The organism is Streptomyces sp. NPDC005393 (assembly GCF_040606675.1).
Taxonomy (GTDB): Bacteria; Actinomycetota; Actinomycetes; order Streptomycetales; family Streptomycetaceae; genus Streptomyces.
Map to the genome: position 1 here is coordinate 48,425 of NZ_JBEXFG010000041.1, position 13,834 is coordinate 62,258.

General features: G+C 69.6%; 13 protein-coding genes and 2 pseudogenes. 8 read left to right on the top strand and 7 right to left on the bottom strand.

The annotated features are described in order from the left end of the window. Nucleotides 1-85 precede the first annotated feature (85 nt). Nucleotides 86-688 (top strand): TetR/AcrR family transcriptional regulator, encoded by a 603-nt coding sequence (locus ABZS71_RS27440; RefSeq protein ID WP_356214386.1) that lies wholly within the window; start codon nucleotides 86-88, stop codon nucleotides 686-688. 453 nt (nucleotides 689-1,141) lie between these two features. Continuing rightward, nucleotides 1,142-1,939 (top strand): AfsR/SARP family transcriptional regulator, encoded by a 798-nt coding sequence (locus ABZS71_RS27445; RefSeq protein ID WP_356214388.1) that lies wholly within the window; start codon nucleotides 1,142-1,144, stop codon nucleotides 1,937-1,939. Nucleotides 1,940-1,977: 38 nt separating this feature from the next. Here the strand turns inward: ABZS71_RS27445 and ABZS71_RS27450 are convergent. After that, nucleotides 1,978-2,609 (bottom strand): annotated as a pseudogene (locus tag ABZS71_RS27450) (FAD-dependent oxidoreductase); the annotation flags it as partial. Between the two features lie 373 nt (nucleotides 2,610-2,982). Here ABZS71_RS27450 and ABZS71_RS27455 point away from each other — a divergent pair. From ABZS71_RS27455 to ABZS71_RS27470, 4 genes are all read left to right on the top strand, one after another. After that, complete coding sequence (locus tag ABZS71_RS27455; protein WP_356214390.1) at nucleotides 2,983-4,080, top strand: helix-turn-helix domain-containing protein; 1,098 nt, start codon at nucleotides 2,983-2,985, stop codon at nucleotides 4,078-4,080. A gap of 278 nt (nucleotides 4,081-4,358) precedes the next feature. After that, nucleotides 4,359-5,558 (top strand): hypothetical protein, encoded by a 1,200-nt coding sequence (locus ABZS71_RS27460; RefSeq protein ID WP_356214392.1) that lies wholly within the window; start codon nucleotides 4,359-4,361, stop codon nucleotides 5,556-5,558. An 11-nt stretch (nucleotides 5,559-5,569) separates the two neighbouring features. Further along, nucleotides 5,570-6,160, top strand: coding sequence for a hemerythrin domain-containing protein (locus ABZS71_RS27465; protein ID WP_356214394.1), 591 nt, complete (start codon nucleotides 5,570-5,572; stop codon nucleotides 6,158-6,160). Nucleotides 6,161-6,560: 400 nt separating this feature from the next. Further along, nucleotides 6,561-7,652: a glutamate--cysteine ligase gene (locus ABZS71_RS27470; protein ID WP_356214396.1), complete on the top strand. Its 1,092-nt coding sequence runs from the start codon at nucleotides 6,561-6,563 to the stop codon at nucleotides 7,650-7,652. A 180-nt stretch (nucleotides 7,653-7,832) separates the two neighbouring features. Here the strand turns inward: ABZS71_RS27470 and ABZS71_RS27475 are convergent, their stop codons facing one another. The 6 genes and pseudogenes from ABZS71_RS27475 to ABZS71_RS27500 all read right to left on the bottom strand — a co-directional run bounded on the left by ABZS71_RS27475 (nucleotide 7,833) and on the right by ABZS71_RS27500 (nucleotide 12,434). Continuing rightward, complete coding sequence (locus ABZS71_RS27475) at nucleotides 7,833-8,375, bottom strand: hypothetical protein (protein WP_356214398.1); 543 nt, start codon at nucleotides 8,373-8,375, stop codon at nucleotides 7,833-7,835. 276 nt (nucleotides 8,376-8,651) lie between these two features. Beyond that, nucleotides 8,652-9,194 carry a DUF1360 domain-containing protein gene (locus ABZS71_RS27480; RefSeq protein WP_356214400.1) on the bottom strand — a complete coding sequence of 181 codons (543 nt, stop codon included), beginning with the start codon at nucleotides 9,192-9,194 and terminating at the stop codon, nucleotides 8,652-8,654. Then, nucleotides 9,178-10,114, bottom strand: a pseudogene (locus ABZS71_RS27485) (Rieske (2Fe-2S) protein). Before ABZS71_RS27485 ends, ABZS71_RS27480 begins: the two are co-directional and overlap by 17 nt. A gap of 95 nt (nucleotides 10,115-10,209) precedes the next feature. After that, entirely contained in the window at nucleotides 10,210-11,385 is a 1,176-nt protein-coding gene (locus ABZS71_RS27490; protein WP_356214402.1) for a zinc-dependent alcohol dehydrogenase, read from the bottom strand. Continuing rightward, nucleotides 11,382-11,855 carry a hypothetical protein gene (locus ABZS71_RS27495; RefSeq protein ID WP_356214404.1) on the bottom strand — a complete coding sequence of 158 codons (474 nt, stop codon included), beginning with the start codon at nucleotides 11,853-11,855 and terminating at the stop codon, nucleotides 11,382-11,384. Before ABZS71_RS27495 ends, ABZS71_RS27490 begins: the two co-directional genes overlap by 4 nt. A 201-nt stretch (nucleotides 11,856-12,056) precedes the next feature. Beyond that, the gene (locus ABZS71_RS27500) at nucleotides 12,057-12,434 is read right to left on the bottom strand and encodes a hypothetical protein (protein WP_356214406.1); all 378 of its coding nucleotides are present in this window, start codon (nucleotides 12,432-12,434) and stop codon (nucleotides 12,057-12,059) included. 545 nt (nucleotides 12,435-12,979) lie between these two features. On the opposite strand from ABZS71_RS27500, the gene ABZS71_RS27505 reads away from it, so the two are divergent. Beyond that, on the top strand, nucleotides 12,980-13,150 hold the full coding sequence (locus tag ABZS71_RS27505; protein ID WP_356214408.1) for a hypothetical protein: 171 nt from the start codon (nucleotides 12,980-12,982) through the stop codon (nucleotides 13,148-13,150). Between the two features lie 323 nt (nucleotides 13,151-13,473). Beyond that, nucleotides 13,474-13,770, top strand: a complete 297-nt coding sequence (locus tag ABZS71_RS27510; protein ID WP_356214410.1) for a cytochrome ubiquinol oxidase subunit I — start codon at nucleotides 13,474-13,476, stop codon at nucleotides 13,768-13,770. The last annotated feature ends 64 nt before the right edge of the window (nucleotides 13,771-13,834 follow it).

The window sequence follows — 13,834 nt, forward strand, 5'->3', positions numbered from 1 at the left end:
GATGAGCAGGTGCCCATCTTTATGGGCGCGCGCTCAGTGGGCGACGACCGGGCGCGGGCGGGCCGGCGTACGAGAGGACGGGCGAGTGCCGACTGGGGTGCACCTTCGCGACGCGAGACAGCAGTTGTTCGACGCCGCCGAGCGCGTGCTCCTGCGCAGCGGTCCGAACGGCCTGACGGGCCGGGCCGTCACCGACGAGGCGGGCTGCGCCAAGGGCGTCCTGTACCGGCATTTCAGTGACTTCGACGCCTTCCTCACCGACCTCGTGCTCGACCGGGCCGGGCAGCTGGAGAAGGAGGCGAGCGCGCTGCGCGAGTCGGCCGGGACCGGCACCGTGGCGGAGAACCTCACCAGCGCGCTGTTCACCCTGTTCGGGCCGGTGCCGGTGGCGATCATCCCGCTGATCACGTTCCGGGACGAGCTCCGCGCCCGGCTGCGGCAGGTCATGCCCGGTGGCGGCATCGCGATCCTCGCCCAGGCCTCGAGCGCCATCTCCGCCTATCTCGCCGCCGAGCGCGACCGGGGGCGTATCGCGGCCGACGCCGACATCGACTCGCTCACGCTCTCCCTGACCGGTGGCGGCCATCTCCTGTTCACGGACCGCGACCCCGGCCCGCCGGCCACGGACGCCGTCGACAGGCTGGTGACCGCGGTGATCACCGACGCCGTCCAGCGACGACCGGTTTAGGGCGTTCCGCACGGCGCGTGGCAGAAAACAACAAGACACAATCGTGGCGCCGATGAATCCGGCTCCGGCCACCCTCAGAGAACAGAGCGTTTCCGGTCGTCACCGAAGCCATAATGATCTCCCAGGTCAGCGGCGTCTCGCCATATTCAACCAAGGGGAGGTAATAATCCTCTCCAGAATGCCACACCATTGGCGTCCGAAAATCGCGCGACATAGAATAAGGAATGTCTCATTCCGCCCCGTTGTCAACTTGTCGATATTGCCGTTTAATCTTTGAGCTGTGCATGATCGGGCCCGGCTCCGCAATGTGGCGAGAACGTTGTCAGCGTTCCTGGCGAAGGGATAGACCGTGCCTGCCTCTCTCCCCCCCCTTGTGTCGGACCGCCCCCACTCCGGCGTATCGGTCGGCGGTCACCGTCCCCTGATACCCACGACAGCGGGGGAGGGCGCCCGGTGAGGTACGAGATGCTGGGCCCGCTCCGCGTCCGGGACGAGAACACGTACTTCACGCTTCATGCGCAGAAAGTGGAGATGGTCCTCACGGTGCTGCTCATCCGGGCGGACCATCTGGTCTCCCCGGAACAGCTGATGCGGGAGATCTGGGGCGAGAATCTGCCACGACGCGCCGCCGCGGGCCTGCACGTGTACGTTTCCCGGCTCCGCAAGTTCCTGAAGCTGCCCGGCGCGAGTGGCAACCCCGTCGAGACCCGGACGCCGGGCTACGTGCTGCACAAGGGCGACGACCAGATAGACGCCCAGATCTTCCCCGAACTCGTCGACGTCGGGCGGTCGTTGCTCCGCGAGCAGCGCACGGACGAGGCCGCGTCCTGTTTCAGCGAGGCGCTCGCGCTGTGGCGCGGCCCGATCCCGGGCCACAGCGGCGACGGAACCGGCGCCAAGGGCCCGATCATCGACGGTTTCTCGACCTGGCTGACCGAGATCCGCCGGGAGTGCCAGGAGATGCTCGTCGAGTGCCAGCTCCAACTCGGTCGGCACCGCGAGGCGGTGAGCATGCTTTACGCCCTCACCGCCGAGAACCCCATGTGCGAGGCGTTCTACCGCCAGCTCATGCTGGCGCTCTACCGCTCGGAGCGGCAGGCGGACGCGCTGAAGGTATACCAGTCGGTACGCAAGACGCTCAACGACGAGCTGGGGCTCGAGCCCGGGCGCCCGCTGCAGGATCTGCAGCGGGCCATCCTCTCGGGCGACATGCACCTGATGTCGTCGCCGCTGGCGATGTCTGACCGCTGACCACCGGCAGGTGGCGGCGGCCGGGCCAGCGTGCGTGGCTAGCCGCGGTAGGTCTCCAGCAGCCGCAGCCACACCTCGCTGACCGTCGGGTACGACGGCACCGCGTGCCGCAGGCGGTCGATCGGCACCTCGCCGGCGATCGCGATCGTCGCCGAGTGGATCAGTTCACCGACGCCGGGGCCGACGAAGGCGACGCCGAGGTGGATCTCGCAGTCGATGTCGACGATCATGCGCACGGCCGGTGTAGCCGTCGGCGTACAGGCTCGCCCCTGCCACGTTCGCCAGGTCGTAGGCGACGGCGCGCAAGCGGTGCCCCGCCTCCTCGGCCTCGGCCAGGGTCAGGCCCGCACTCGCCGCCTCCGGGTCGGTGAAAACGACCTGGGGGACGGCGGCGATGTCGCGCGACCAGCTCGCCGGCGAACGGCTCCATCCGGTTGAGCAGCCCGTCACCGCGTACGAGCAGGGTGACCTGCGAGCCGAGCGCCTGCCAGGCCGTCGCCATCTCCGTCCGCACGACTCCGCCGCCGACGACGACGAGGCGGCCCGGCACCTGGTCGGCGCTGGTGGCCTCCCAGCTGGTCCACGGCTTGGCGTCGGCGAGGCCCGACAGATCGGGCAGGGCCGCGCGGGTGCCGGTGCAGACCGCCACGGCGTGGCGCGCGGTCAGCGTGGTGACCGTGTCGGCGTCCCACTGACACAACCCAAGAAGTGAACGTGATCGTGCCGCGCGTCGGGCAGGCCGGGCCGTGGTGGTGCGACAGCGAGCGAAGTTGCCACGCCAAGTCGCTCTGAACATCTGCCGTGAGAGCAGACAGCAGGCTCAGAACCGGCGCGGTTTCTTCAGCACGGAAGACGATCATTCTCGTGTGACCATCCTGGACCAGGGGTGGGCGCAGAATTCGACGCGGCGACCACGCCTGTGCTTGCCGAGAATGTCATCCGCCCTGGTCGGAGGCCTGCACCGTGCCCCACGGTCACCGACCTCGGTCGCTGGAGTCGGCGCTCTCGCGTAGTCGGTGGGCCACGCGTCATGATGATCGATCGTGCTACTGCGACTGGCTTACCTGAGTGTGACGAACGCGTTCGCGGTGTTGCGCCTGCTGCCGATGAGCGATCGGGACAAGGATGCGGAGATCCTGGCCCTCCGACATCAGATCACGGTGCTCGAACGCCAACTCGGCAAGGAAAAAGTCCGGTTCAGTCCGAGCGATCGAGCCTTCCTGGCGGCGCTGCTGCACCGGCTGCCGTTGCCCGCCCTGCGGCGTGTGCGGCTGCTCGCGCGTCCTGACACGGTGCTGCGCTGGCATCGCGACCTCGCCAGGCGCCGTCATGCAGCCATATCTCGACCCAAGCGACCCGGTCGACCTCGGACCGTGCGCTCCATCCGGATTCTGGTGCTGCGTCTCGCGAGGGAGAATCCAAACTGGGGCTACAGGCGTCTGCACGGCGAACTGCTCGTGCTGGGAGTGAAGGTGGCCGCCTCGACCGTCTGGAAGATCCTCAAGGAATCCGGCGTCGATCCGGCGCCCGACCGGAGCTCCAGCACGTGGGCCGACTTCCTGCGCTCCCAAGCCGACGCCCTCCTGGCCTGCGACTTCTTTGAGACGGTCACCTTGTCCGGCGCGCGGATGTACGTACTCGCGGTGATCGAACACAGCAGTCGCCACATCCGGATCCTGGGCGCCACCGCACACCCAACCACCTCCTGGGTAACGCAAGCTGCGAAGAACCTGGTCATGGATCTCGAGGACATCGGCTGCCGGGCGCGATTCATGATCCGCGATCGGGACGGGAAGTTCCCCCAGTTGTTCGATGCCGTCCTCAAGGAGGCGGGGATCGAGGTCGTCCTCACCGGCATCCAGATGCCAAGAATGAACTCGGTCATGGAAAGGTGGGTGCAGACCTGCAGACACGAACTCCTGGACCGGACCTTGATCTGGAACCAGCGCCACCTCCTCCACGCCCTGCGAGAGTTCGAGCACCACCACAACTTCCACCGACCACACCAAGGCATCGCGAACGCCCGACCGCTACACCCACTGCCCTCACCAATCGACGATCCGGACAAGCTAAGCCATCTCGACATACGACGCCGCGACCGCCTTGGCGGCATCCTCCACGAATACAAACATGCCGCGTGACCTGCATGGACAAGGTATTCGGCAAGCGCAGGGCCGGCCTCACGTCCGGCAACCGTCCGGGGCGGACGACGGCCCCGGTGCGCACCGATCCGGTCATGCCATAGCGCTCCGGCACTGTCACCCCGGCTGACCCAGTAGGGGGAATCGCACGCCCCCCGGGCGCGAGCGGTGGCTGAAAGCCAGCGATGACGGTGAGACTCGCAGGTGGACCTGTGCTCGTCGTCCGCGGCGGGGTACCCGTCGGCGCACGAGTCCCCCTGCCCCAGGAGGCACCCCCCATGACTTTCAATCCGCTCGAGCAGCGGGGTATCCCGCTGGACCGTCAGCTGCGCAGTTGGCGTGAGCTGAACGTGCAGCCGATCGACCCGGACCGCTGCGACCCGTACACCCGGTGCCGGATCATCACGATGAACGGGATCGAGGTGGAGGCGATCCTCTTCAGCCACCAGCTCGCTCGCAATACGGCCGACCCGGAGGTCAAGCGGCAGCTGGCGCGGACCCGGTACATCGAGGCGCAGCAGCAGAAGGTGGTGAACTGGCTGCTGCCGGGCGTCTCCTCGGTCCTGGAGACGACGATCGCCTACGAGCAGGTCGCCGTTGACCTGACGGCGTGGGTCGCGCGGATGGAGCCCGATCCGTACCTGAAGCAGGCGTACCAGTTCGGTGTGCTGGAGGACTTCGACCACCTATACCGGTACGCCAACCTGTACGAGATGATCGAGCACCGCAAGGCGGAGTCGATCGTGGACAACCTCACCGAGGTGATGCCGGGCCGGCCGACGAGGTTCCACCACCGCGATCCGGTCGACAACGTCCGCGACCCGTACGACAAGGACGCCACGAACCCGCTGTCGAAGCTCCACGCGCTGACGATCATGTCGGCAGAGCAGCAGACGATGAACTTCTACATGAACACCGGCCCCACCTACATGGAGCCGATCGCCCGCCAGCTCTACCAGGAGATCGGGCTGATCGAAGAGGAACACGTCACCCACTACGAGTCCCTCGTGGACCCGGGCGAGACGTGGTGGGAGCAGCTGGTCAACCACGAGTACAACGAGTGCTACCTATATTACTCCTTCATGGAGCAGGAGAGCGACCCCCGGGTGAAGGCGATCTGGGAGCTGCACCTGAACATGGAGCTGGAGCACCTGCACACGGCCTGCGATCTGATGCGCCGCCACGACGGCCGCGACCCGCAGGAGGTCCTGGCGCCGGAGCTGCCCAACGTGCTCACCTTCGAGCCGAACAAGCAGTACCTGCGCGAACTGCTGGACACCCAGATGGACCTCACCACCCTCGGCGCCGGCTACGTGCGCGAGGCGCACGAGCGGTTCGAGAAGATGCAGGAGCAGATCCACGGCGGCGAAGCCCCGCCGAGCGACCGGGTCATGACCGAGCACGACGAGATGTTCGGCCGCGAGTACCGGGTCCAGTCCGAGGGCGAGCACCCCGACCCCGCGCAGCGCGAGAAGTGAGGCCGCCGCACATGTCCGAGCTTCAGACGCCCCAGGCCGGTGACGACCAGGCACCCGACATCGACGTAGTGGCCCTGCTGATGCGCCAGCACGGCGACATCCGCAACCTCTTCGACGAGGTCGAGCAGAGCCAGGGTGAGGAACGCCGGGACGCCTTCCGTCGCCTCGTACGGCTCCTGGCCGTGCACGAGACCGCCGAGGAGGAGGTCGTCCACCCCTTCGTCCGCAGGGCGGTCGAGGGCGGCGACCAAGTCGTCAAGGACCGCCTCGCGGAGGAGAAGTCGGCCAAGGAGACCCTCGCCGCCCTGGACGACATGGACACCGACGACCCCAAGTTCATGCCCCGGCTCATGCAACTGCGCACCGAGGTGCAGGAGCACGCCCGGGCGGAGGAACGCTACGAGTTCTCCCACATCCGCCGCAGCACCGATGCCACGAACCTCGCCACCATGGCCAAGGCCGTCAAGGCCGCCGAGGCGATGGCTCCCACCCGGCCCCACCCCGGGGTCCAGTCAGCCACCGCCAACGTGGCCCTCGGCCCGGTAGCCGCACTCATGGACCGCACCAAGGACGCCGTCCGCAAGGCCATGGGGCAGAACTGACATACCGGAGCCGTGAAGTCGGGCCGCCTCAAGAATGCCAAGGGGGGCTCGAGGACTGCCAGCCGGTGTGCGCCGAACGCGACAGCCAGCCGCGTCACGAGACAGGGCTGCAACGGGCCGGCGCTCAGAAGTGAGTCTCCGGGCCACCACCGAGCGATCGACGCATGGGCATCCGGGCGGAATGTTGCTCGGCGATGACCTGCTGGGACGGTACCGCGCCAGCAGGTCCTCGCCGAGCTCGTCGTCGGCGGCGGCGGCGGGTGATGGTTTACCGCGAAGAGGGCGCGGCACTCGGGCACCGCGAGTGACCTCTCCGACGAGTCCTCGCCATGCGATGCACTGGCAGAGGCGCATCGGGAGCCAGTCCGGTGGCACGGCCGGGCGGAACAGAAGGCCATCGATGACGACGATCGGTGTCGAAGAGGAGTACCTGCTGCTCGACCCGGTCACGGGTCTGCCGGTACCCATGGCGGACAAGGTGCGGGCCGCGGCCGGCCCGGGGCGCCTCGTGGCCGACCAGGAGGTGCACTGCGAGCTGCTGCAGGCGCAGGTCGAGGTGGCCACCCCGGTGTGCGGCACGCTCGAGGAGGCCGGTGGACACCTGCTGCGGCTGCGGCACGCCGTCGGAGCGGCCGCCGAGGCGCACGGCTGCCGGATCGCGGCCTGCGCCACACCCCCGCTGCGCCACGGCCACCCCGTGGCCGTCACCGACCAGGCCCGGTACCGGGCCATGCTCACCCAGGCACCCCAGCTCGTGGCGGAGCAGCTGGTCAACGGCATGCACGTGCACGTCGGCGTGCCCAGCCGGGAGACCGGCGTACAGATCCTGAACCGGAGCCGGGTGTGGCTGCCGACCCTCACCGCTTTGTCCGCGAACTCTCCGCTGTGGGACGGCCACGACACCGGCTTCGCCAGCTGGCGCACCGTGATCTTCAGCCGCTGGCCGGTCAGCGGCATGCCCCCACGCTTCGCCGACATCGCCGACCATGACCGGCGCGTGCAGCAGCTGCTGGACAGCGGTCTGATCTCGGACACCGGTCAGCTGTACTGGCAGGCCCGGCTCTCGGCCCGGTACCCCACCATCGAGGTGCGGTGCCTGGACGTACAGCTGCGCGCGGACGACGCGGTGATGCTCACGGGCCTCGTCCGGGCCCTCGTGGAGACCGCGCTGGCCGAGGCCACCGCCGGCGCTCCCGCGCTCGATTGCGACCAGGAACTGCTGCAGGCCAGCATGTGGCACGCCGCCCGCCACGGACTGAGCAGCACCCTGATCGATCCCGGAGGCCGACAGCGCCGGGCCGGCGTAATGCTGTACGAGCTGCTGCGCTACATCGCCCCCGCGCTGGACGCGTCCGGCGACGACCGGCAGGTGACGGCCCTGGTCCACCGGCTGCTGCAGGGCGGCACCGGCGCCGATCGGCAACGCGCCGCCCTGGCCGAAGGCGGCCTGCCCGCCGTCACCGATCTGATCACCGCCAGGAGCATGCCCTGACCTGCCGCGGCCCCCTGGCGTCAGGCAGGTAGGGCTCGGGCTCACCATGCCCAGCGTCCCGTGGTGTGTGAGTCAGCCTTCCTGGCTCCCGGCAGACCTGCACTGGGCAAGGAGCCGCAGGCCACGCGGACGAGCACGAGCGGATGAACCGGATTCTCGGTGGAACCACTCGACGCCCACTCACTTTCCGCCGTCTGCTCCGTAGGCGTGTCCGCGCAGGGGGCCGAAGCCGCCGTGGCGGCCGGGGCGGGCGGCAGCGTGGCGCTGCCCAGGGCCGGGCCCACTGCGGGCGGCGAGGGCGTCGGCGACGGCGCCGGTGGTGAAGGCGTAGACGGCCTTGTGGAGAAGGTCCACGGCGAGCTCCTGGCGGGGCCAGGTGGCCGGTGGGGCGCCGACGCCGGTCGCATTTTCGAGGATCTGGTCGTTGGTGAGGCGGACGACGGTGAACTTGGCGGAGGCGATCGGTCCACGCAGTCCGGTCTGCGCCATGATCGACCGCAGCACTCCAAGAAGGGCCGCCTGGCCGTAGTGCATGGCCCAGTTGACCGGCAGCGGCTGTCTACCGGGACGTTCGGGCAGGCCGGTCAGCCGCTGGAGAACCCGCGCGGGCACATGGGAGTCGGGCCGGCCGGTGACGGCCTGCTCGATCTTCTCACCGACAGTCATCACGACTCCCCCGGCGGTGCCGGCCAGCAGTCCCTGCCACAGTGCGCGCTTGAGCATGACTCGGCGGGTACCCGCAACCACCACCTTCACCCGCGCGGTCGATGCCCCGCACCAAGCGGACGCCCAGAAAAACCAATCGGCCGCGGTCGAAGACCGCCTCTGCCCAGGGCAGGGATTCCACCCACGCTCCGATCTGCCCCTCGTCGGTGTGGCGCCGGCCGTCCACGCGGCCCGCCGCGACCCGGCGTGGAGCACGCCTTGCCGCTCCCGCATGTCCGTCCTCGGCCCAGCTCCGGGCCGAGGAGCGCAGACCCACCGCGGTCCGCTGCCGGGTCACTCGCCGGTTGTCTTCTCGATGAGCGCGCTGTAGGCCAGTTGCAGCGTGTCCGCGCCGGCCAGAGCGGCGAGCGCGCCCATGGCGGTGCGTGTCGCGCGCGGCCAGAGCAGTTGGCCGGCGATCAAGGTGGAGGCCACCCAGACGCTCATACAGAAGGGGCAGGTCGCCAATTCTCCGACGGTGTGCTTGGCATCCTCGGACTGTGCCTCCTCGTGCAGTTCCGCCGGGCCCTGCGGGGCGATGTATCGGGTGAAGGGGGCGCGCAGCGGGCTGGTGACCGACGCCTTGGTCAACAGTCGGCTGAGCCGGAAGGTGGCGATCGAGGTCAGGAGCACGTCCCACGGCTCGGGCCGGTCGGGCAGCGGCCGACCGCGGAGCCGTACGGCGGTCGCCCAGGCCGTCGTGTACGTGGCGAAGCCCGTCATGGCTGCGAGGTAGCCGCCCAGCGGCCGGTCGTGCCCTGCCGCGTACCGCCTGCCGGTCCGTTGCAGCAGCCCGTGCAGACGTCCTGCGAGGCGGCCGTCAGCTGCGGTGTTCATGGGTTCCCGTCTCCGTACGCCGTTGTCCCTCGCCGGCCTCGCCCGGCGCCTGCCCGTCCCCGTCCCGTTGGCGCAGGCGGATCTCGACGTGGCCGTCAACGATCCGGGTCTCGAAGGCCGGCTGCGGTGCGGTGGCCGGGCCGCGGACGTTCCAGCCGTCCAGAGCCGGAAGACACTGCCGTGCCACGGGCACTGGACGCATCCGTCACTGATCGTGCCCTGGGAGAGCGGCCCGGCGAGGTGGCTGCACCGCTCGGCCAGGGCGTGGATCGCCCCTCCGGTTTCCCGGACGACCAGGATCGGGACGTCGTCCACGCTGCGCCGCACCGGCCGGTCGACCGGGAACTCCGCCACGGCTCCGATCCGGTGCCAGCCCTCGGTGACGACATGCGGGACTCTTCGGCGTGGTTGGCGCCGGATGCCTGGCGGTAGGCCAGGTGACCGCCCAGCATGCCGCCGAGCGCGACTGCCGTCAGGCCGAGGAAGCCATAGACCCGGGCCGTCGAGTGCCGTCCCTTGACGCGGGAGGTGAGCGAGGCGGCGTACAGGCCGACAGCCGTGGAGTTGGCCAGGGCGTGCACCAGTCCGACGCGCTGCTGCTGGCGGTGCAGCTCCGCCCAGTCGACCCAGCCCGCCAGGGCCGCGGGTGCGGCGGAGGCCAGGCCGACGCCGACCAGCAGGCCCGCCTCGCGGGAGCGGCCGGGGTACAGGTCCAGTACCGCCGCCGACAGCCAGCTGCCGATCGGCACCTGCACCATCAGGGGATGCACCGGGTGCCCCAGCCACCTTCCGTGGAGGAGGTCCCGCCCGTCGCCGAGCGGCAGAGCCCGCACCGCCTTGCGGACCGTGTCGATCACCGCATCGGCCCTGGGCTCCCGCTCCAGGCGGTCCAGCAGCCGCAGGGCTCGGCTCTTCCGCATCTGGCTGCGGCGGCGTGGCGTAGTGCTCATGGTCGGCCGGGTCCCCGCCCGCTCCGACGGCAAACAGGAGCCGGGGGCGTCCCGGTGGACCGCGGTCAGCCGCCCGGCCTGATCACCGCGCGCACGCAGCCGTCCGTCTTCTCCTTGAACATCTGGTAGGCCCTCGGTGCTTCGTCCAGGGGGACGGTGTGGGTGGCCAGGTGGGCCGTGCTCAGCTCGCCGGCCGCCAGCCGGTCCAGCAGCATGGGGATGTAGCGCTGACCGTGCTGCTGGGCACCCCGTACGGTCAGGCCCTTGTTGATCACAGCGCCGAGGGGGAACTTGTCGACGGCGCCGGCGAACACACCCAGAATGAAGACCGTGCCGCCCTTGCGGCAGGCGTGAATGGCCTGCCGTACGGCGGTGGGACGGTCGGTCTGGAGCCGGAGCTGCTGCTTGACCTGGTCGTAGAGCTGGACGGGGCTGTCGCTGTGGGCTTCCATGCCGACGGCCTCGATGCACACGTCCGGGCCGCGGCCGCCGGTGCGCTCGCGCAGTTCCGCCCCGACGTCGGTGCTCGTGTAGTCGATGACCTCGCTGCCGATGTGCCGCTCGGTCATCTCCAGGCGTTCGGGGATCCGGTCGATGGAGATGACACGTTCTGCGCCGAGCAGGATCGCGGCGCGTGCCGCCATCTGGCCGACGGCTCCGCAGCCCCAGACGGCGACCACGTCGCCGGGCTTCACCCCGGCCAGGTCGGCGCCCATCCATCCGGTGGGCACCGAGTCGGACACGAACAGGGCGCTGGTGTCGTCGACGCCCTCCGGGACGAGGAAGGCGCCATAGTCGGCGAAGGGGACGCGCACGTACTCGGCGTGGCTGCCGCGCAGCCCGCCCATGGCGTGGGAGTAGCCGAAGATGCCGCCGGTGTCGGCCCCGAAGAGGGCCTGACCGATGCCGGGGTTGGTGTTGGTGTTGTCGCACAGGGACCACAGGTCGTGGGTGCAGTACCAGCAGCGGCCGCATCCGACGAACGAGCAGACCACCACCCGGTCGCCCACCTTGTGCCGGCGCACGGCCGCACCGACCTCGACGACCTCGCCGAGGAACTCGTGACCGATGACGTCCCCGGCGCGCATGAAGGGGATGTATCCGCCGATGAGATGGAGATCCGAGCCGCAGGTGGTGCCCGCGATCAGCCGTACGATCACGTCCTGGTCGTTGCGCAGGCCAGGATCGGGAACCTGCTCGACGCACAGCTTGTTGACGCCTTCCCAGCACAGAGCCTTCACAGCACTCCCTCCCCGCCGGCGCGGCGGCTGAGCAGACCCACGAGCTTGCCGCCCGGGGTGTCATGTGTGGTGGGCGGTGCGTCCGGCTGAAGCACTTCTCCCGCCTCCAGCAACGCCTTGGCCTCGCGCAGGGCACGGCGCAGATCCTGACGCGGGTCCGTGCCGGCGAGCCGCGCCGGCACCGAGTACGCGGCGTCCGGCTCGGTTTCCCTCAGGCGCACCCCCAGCTCCGTGCCCCGGTCACCGGGCGCCGGACGGATGCGCGTCTCGATGCGGTCGCCGTACTCCTGCAGCGGCGCCGGCAGCTTGTCGGCCTGCACATCGTGTGGCGCGCAGTTGATCGTCACCGTCAGCCAGCGGTCCCCGGCGGCTGCGCGGGACGGGTGTGCCTTCGCTCGCCGTACGGCGACGACGGCACCGGCGGCCAGCCCCGCGGCAGCCACCGTCAGTGATTTCCCAGCGGCACTCACGTGCGGTCACATCCTCAGGAAGCGGAATTCGTAGGGTGAGCGCGCACCACGGAGGACGGTGAGCGCGAGTGCGCTGCGAGTACCCCAACTCCGACGCCATATCTGTCGGGTGTCCGAGGATGCCTGGACGAAGAGCCCCCGCGCAGTGCTGCGGGTTGTGAGGAGTCTCGTCGGCCGTGAGCCGCCACCTCGTGGCCTCGATCAGCCGGAGTGCCGGGCGTGCCGTTCAGTTTCAGACCGTGCTGTCGCGGTGAGACGGCGGTTCCACCAGGCGGGATGTGCTTCCGCGATCGTCTTCAGCCGACGGTGTTCCGCGCGCTGGGCGACGACGAGGAGGGGAACGAGCGGAAGGGACAGCAGCGGCAGGCGCCGTGGCGCAGAGCGGTTCTCCAACAGCACGGCCGCCGCGGCGGCGGCGCCGGAGACGTACAAGATCGGGTTGTAGTACGGCATGAGACGCGGGCCGAGTCCTTCACAGTCCGTGAGCCACGGGATCCCCAGCCGCGTGCGCCTGCTCGACCAGCCCGTCAGGTGGGCGATCACCGCGGCAAGGCTGACGCTGTCGAGCACGGCGAACACCGGATCATCGCGGGCGGGGCGGGTGGCCGCCGCACGCCAGGCCGCCCACGTACCGGCAGCCCACGCGGTCGCCGCGGTGAACGGTCCGAGCACGGACGCCAGAGGCATCCCCACCCCTGCGGCCAGCTCGAAGAAGACGTGTCCGGCTGTGGCAGCCGCGGTGATCCTCGTCAAGGGCCGCTTTCGGCGTACCGTCCGATCCACCACCACTCCTCGCCTCCGGACCTTCCCCTTCCCCGAGGGTGGGCGAGCACAGCACTCCCCAACCGCCGTAGGACGCCGACTCTCGCGCGCGGACGTGGCCGACCATGAGGACGAGCGTCGCCCGGCTCGCCACCCGGCCACTGCCGCCACGAGTACCCAAGACCAGGCATCGCCTCCCACGACACCGCGGGCATCATCCGGCGTACGGACCGCAGAGCATGTCGGACGGTTCTCCTACCGGAAGACCAACGTTCGGGCTTCAGTTCAACCTCGCCCTGCCTCGTTTACGCCATGGTCCGGGGAACCCGGTACGTCCCAGCGGCGCCCTGAGGGAGGCAGCCATGAGCAGTTCCGGAGAAGAAGGGCGCGAGCCCACGTCGCCTTTGGAGCAGGAGACGGACGAGCGGGACGTCCACCCGGAGGAGGAAGGACGCCCCGAGCCCGACACGTCCGGCGAGGCCACCGACGAGACCCTGAAAGAACGAGCAGAGTCCGAGGAGGGCCCCGGCTGACACCGCGGGGAAAAGCAGTCAGCGCCCGCTGGCGCTCCCGTCCCGCTGTCCTTCGCTCGACCTGCCCGAGTCGCCGGCTTGGCATGGGCGCGAGAGAAGTCCTGGCAACGGGGATGTGGTTTGCCTCCACTGGCGGGCCTCCGGCCTTGGTGCAAGCGTAGGAACCTCCCGGGCCGCGGCGTGGTCCGGCTCGGACCCACGTTCCCGGCAGCGAGCCGCTCATGCGGTTTGCCATGGCACGGGTGGGTTACCCCGAGGTGGCCGCGGGCTGATGCCGGTGATACAGGGAAGCCTGCAGTCTTCGGGTGCGCGGGAGAGTGCTTGTGAACGACATCGCTGTTGCCGCTGGCTCGTATCCCGTCATGGTCCTAGCGCGTGCCGCGTCAGAGGGAGACCTGTCGGCGGCACGGGCCCAGATGGGCTTCTCGCTGGCCTGGCACATCGTGGTGGCCTGCCTCGGAGTCGGCCTGCCGGCGCTGACCCTCCTCGCGGAATGGCTGGGCGTCCGCAGGAACGATCCGGCGTTGCAACTGCTGGCGCGGCGCTGGGCGCGGGCCATGGGCGTGCTGTTCGCCGTGGGCGCGGTGTCTGAGGGGCCCTGCGTTTTCCGGACAGTCTGATTGCTGTCGTTCTACGCTACGAGTTGGGCGGCGTGATACTGACTCAACACTTCGGCCGGTGTGC